Source organism: Streptomyces sp. NPDC043870, from assembly GCF_056435785.1.
Window position 1 is genome coordinate 1 of sequence record NZ_JBWKDT010000118.1, and the last position, 3,245, is coordinate 3,245.

3 protein-coding genes are annotated in these 3,245 nt (G+C 66.0%); all 3 read left to right on the top strand.

Annotation, left to right across the window (positions count from 1 at the left end):
* Positions 1–162 precede the first annotated feature (162 nt).
* The 3 genes from AC0699_RS39460 to AC0699_RS39470 all read left to right on the top strand — a co-directional run bounded on the left by AC0699_RS39460 (position 163) and on the right by AC0699_RS39470 (position 3,090).
* Positions 163–573 (top strand): hypothetical protein, encoded by a 411-nt coding sequence (locus tag AC0699_RS39460; protein ID WP_478671437.1) that lies wholly within the window; start codon positions 163–165, stop codon positions 571–573.
* A complete protein-coding gene (locus tag AC0699_RS39465; RefSeq protein ID WP_478671442.1) occupies positions 558–1,112 on the top strand; it encodes an MFS transporter in 555 nt (184 codons plus the stop codon). The genes AC0699_RS39460 and AC0699_RS39465 overlap by 16 nt, the downstream gene beginning before the upstream one ends.
* A gap of 973 nt (positions 1,113–2,085) precedes the next feature.
* Positions 2,086–3,090 carry a P1 family peptidase gene (locus AC0699_RS39470; protein ID WP_478671447.1) on the top strand — a complete coding sequence of 335 codons (1,005 nt, stop codon included), beginning with the start codon at positions 2,086–2,088 and terminating at the stop codon, positions 3,088–3,090.
* Positions 3,091–3,245: the final 155 nt, after the last annotated feature.

Sequence of the window (3,245 nt, forward strand, 5' to 3'; positions counted from 1 at the left end):
TCCGGGAAAGAGAACACGGGCCGGAACCCAGCCCACTACACTCACCCAAACCGCCCCTGAACAGGGAAAACGTCAAAGTGCTGCTGGAGTACTAGTACTCCAGCAGCGTTTCGCTATCTGGCCTGGTCAGGCGCCGTCGGTAGTGCGGTCGGCGGCGCGGCGATGGCTGCCGGGCCGGTGCTCGGCGGGCTGCTCGTCGCCTGGACCGGGTGGCGCGGCATCTTCCTCATCAACGTGCCGGTCGGGGTCGCCGGTTGGATCGCCGCGTACCGCCTGCTACCCGACTGGCGGCCGGCGAAGGACCACCGACTCGACCTGTGGGGCATCGCGCTCAGCGGCCTGGGGCTGACCGCACTGGTCTTCGGCGTGCAAAGCGGCGAAGCATACGACTGGGGCACCGTCGCAGGGCGAGTCACGATCCCCGCCATCCTGGTCTTTGGAGCCCTCTGCCTGGCTGTCTTCCTGTGGTGGCAGCACCGCAACACCGGAGAGCCTCTCCTGCCACTGCGGCTGTTCCGCAACCGCAACTTCTCCGCCGCGCCACCGCGGGCGGGGCCATGGGAGCGGCCATGATCGGTATGTTCCTGCCCCTGATGATCTACCTGCAGAGCGACCTCGGTTACAGCCCGCTGGCGGCAGGCGCCGTGACTGTCCCGATGTTCGCTCTGTCCTCGCTGTGCGCACGGCTGGCAGGTAAGCGGTCCGACACCACCAGTCCCCGCATGCTCGCGGCTGCCGGCTTCGCCCTGCTGGTCGCGGGTGTCGGCTCGCTGGCATGGCTGCTGCACCCGGGCATCGGCCTGTGGACGCTGATGCCGTCGCTGCTCGTGACCGGTAGCGGCATCGGGCTGGTCTCCGCCCCGCTTGCCGGCATCGCCACCCGCACCCTGGAGCCTTCTCTGATCGGTGCTGCGTCCGGTGTCTTCAACACCGCCCGCCAGCTCGGTGGGGCCCTCGGCAGTGACGCCACCGGAGTCCTCCTTCAAGCCCACCTCGGAAACACCGCCATCACCGCCGCCCAGGCAGCCCTGGCCTTTCCTGTGGCCATGCTCCTGGCCGGCTTCGCGTGCTGTGCCATCGTTCGGCCAGCCCCCGCGGCACAGACTGCATGAGGGGCCTGGAGAGCCGTACCCCCGCTGACGGCACGCCGTGCCGTCAGCGCCCTGCTGTCGCCCGGCGCCGGCTCGCTGAGTCCGGCGTCTTAATCGGTCCGGTAGCGAGCCCGGCCGCCTGCGGGCAGTCTTCCTGCTCGCTGAGGTGAGCCGGCCAGATTTGCCAGCTCGGCTTGATATGCGCGCCTAAACAGGCCCTCACCGGCTCGATTTCGAGCGCATACCTGGGCAGTAGGGCCGTCAGCCTTTTCGCTCGGCCGCGAGCGCCAGCATCGTCGATCGCCCCACCAGCGGATCCGCCGAACATATCGCCGCCACGCCCTGTGGGGCGTCCGGCGCGGATTCCTCACGCCTCCCCATGCGGGCTGACGGCCGGGGCGGCTGTCCAGCGCATCCGTGCGCAGGGAAATGAGTGACAGTACACCCACAAATGATCATGGCATGCCGGTCGGCCTGTGTCTTGATTGTCACCCGGCACGGGTGAGGTTGTGGCAGCGGGGCAATGTGAGCATGGTTGGTGGACATCGCCGCCTTTGAGCTGGCGGGTCAGGTCTTCCAATTTTCGGCGGTGAAGGCAGCTCGAGACGGGCCTGGCCCTCGCTGTTGAGGAGTTGTGTCTCTCAGTTTCAGACGAGGTTGCTCACAGCGGCGCGGTATGAGCCGTCCACCCCGGTAGCCGCCGTCCGGGATCACATGGACGCTGCTGACGGCGGTTTTGACACCAAACAGCTCCGATGACGACATGGCGGCTGATCGAGTACCGCTGGTTCTTCGCCTGCTCGGCAAACATTGCTAAGAAGGTGGGGGAAAGGGCGCCCCATCGCGGGCACCGCGCGCCGCCGCGTACAGCAGAGGGAGAGCTTCGATGAGGTCGTGTCCCAACCGCATTTTGGTCGCCATCGCAGCTTGCTCGCTGGCGCTTGGCAGTGCCGCTCCCTCTGCAGTCATCGCTGGTACAGATTCCACAGAAGAAGTGCCAGGACCGCTCAATGCCATCACCGACGTCCCCGGTATACGAGTCGGCCAGGTCCAGTCGGCTCGCCAGCCCTACCTAACCGGCTCCACCGTGGTGTACATGCCGCAGGCTCCTGTGGCCGGTGTTGACGTACGCGGTGGCGACCCGGCCACCTGGATGCTGAGCGAACTCAGTCCAATGAGAAACAATCCGGGGGTGAATGCGATCGTCCTCACCGGCGGCAGCTCCTGGGGCATGGATGTTGGCACCGGCGCGATGCGCTGGGTGGAGGACCACACCAAGACCAAGATGCCGCTGGTGCCGGGAGCGGTGATCTGGGACACCGGACGAGGCGGCGACGCACAGGCCAGACCCAACGCATCCTGGGGATACCGAGCGATGAACGCGGCCACCGAAGGCCCTGTGCGCCAGGGCACTGTCGGTGCTGGGACAGGAGCCTTGGCAGGGGGACTCAAGGGCGGTGTCGGTACGGCCAGCGTCAAGCTGGACAACGGCGTCATCATCGGCGCGCTGGTCGTGGTCAACCCCGTCGGGTCGTCCGTGAACCCGAAGGACTGCACACTGTTGGGAGCCTACTTGGGCATCGGCGACGAGTTCGTCGGACTGAGAAAACCTTCCCCCACGGAGTGTAAGGAGGCCCCAAAGCCTCAAAGGAGTCACAACACCACAATCGCTGTCGTGGCCACCAACGCGAGCTTGGAGAACGCAGCCGCAACCAGGATGGCCCAGGTCGCCAACGATGGATTGGCCCGGGCCATCAACCCCGTGCACACCCTCGAGGACGGAGACACCATCTTTGCCGTTGCAACCGGCACCGGTAACAAGCTGGCCAACAACAACCCAAAAGACATCGAGACGCTTACCGAAATTGACGCTGCGGCAGCCAACACGCTCTCACGCGCCGTCGTCCACGCCATGCTCTCCGCCTCCTCAGCGCGGCAGTTCAAGAGTTACTGCGACACCTACCCCTCGGCCTGCAAGGATCTTCACCGTTACCGGTAGTTCGTTAAATCCGGCGGTGGCGTGGGTTGACGGAAGGTCGGGTTGGTCGTAGGCCGGTGATAGGAGTCAACTGTCTTGCTGGGGCTGAAGATGACCGTTCGCCGTCCGTGTCCGCCCGCGCCGGGTCCGTTGGAGGACTACGCGGCCCGGTTCGA